The following is a 306-nucleotide window of genomic DNA, read 5'->3' on the forward strand; positions in this document are numbered from 1 at the left end:
TGTAAATCCCCCGCAGCCCCCGCTGCTGTGATGCTGACGACCCCGCAAAAACCACTGATCGAAAGATTGGGAAGGGCGGGCGAGAACGAGGCTAAGCCAGAAGACCTGCCTGCCGGTAACTGACCAACAACTTCGGTGGGAAGTGGGTGGCTTAGCGGTGCGTGGTCGCAGGACCAGGCATGCGCGTAGCTATACCCTGACCGCCAGAACAGGACAGGGTATGGCAACCAGGCGTGCGTTCATTCTTGCGGGTACCGGCAGCGGTTGTGGCAAAACCACCGTTACGCTCGGCCTGCTCAGCTTGCT

1 protein-coding gene and 1 riboswitch are annotated in these 306 nt (G+C 60.5%); the gene reads left to right on the forward strand.

The features are described 5' to 3' along the window. A riboswitch (cobalamin riboswitch) is annotated at nucleotides 1–127 on the forward strand. This riboswitch is flagged as partial in the annotation. 69 nt (nucleotides 128–196) lie between these two features. After that, nucleotides 197–306: hypothetical protein (locus ACSIPU_RS30935; RefSeq protein ID WP_435322523.1), on the forward strand; the 110-nt coding region annotated here is incomplete at its 3' end.

The organism is Klebsiella sp. HN106, assembly GCF_051209435.1.
Taxonomy (GTDB): domain Bacteria; phylum Pseudomonadota; class Gammaproteobacteria; order Enterobacterales; family Enterobacteriaceae; genus Klebsiella; species Klebsiella oxytoca.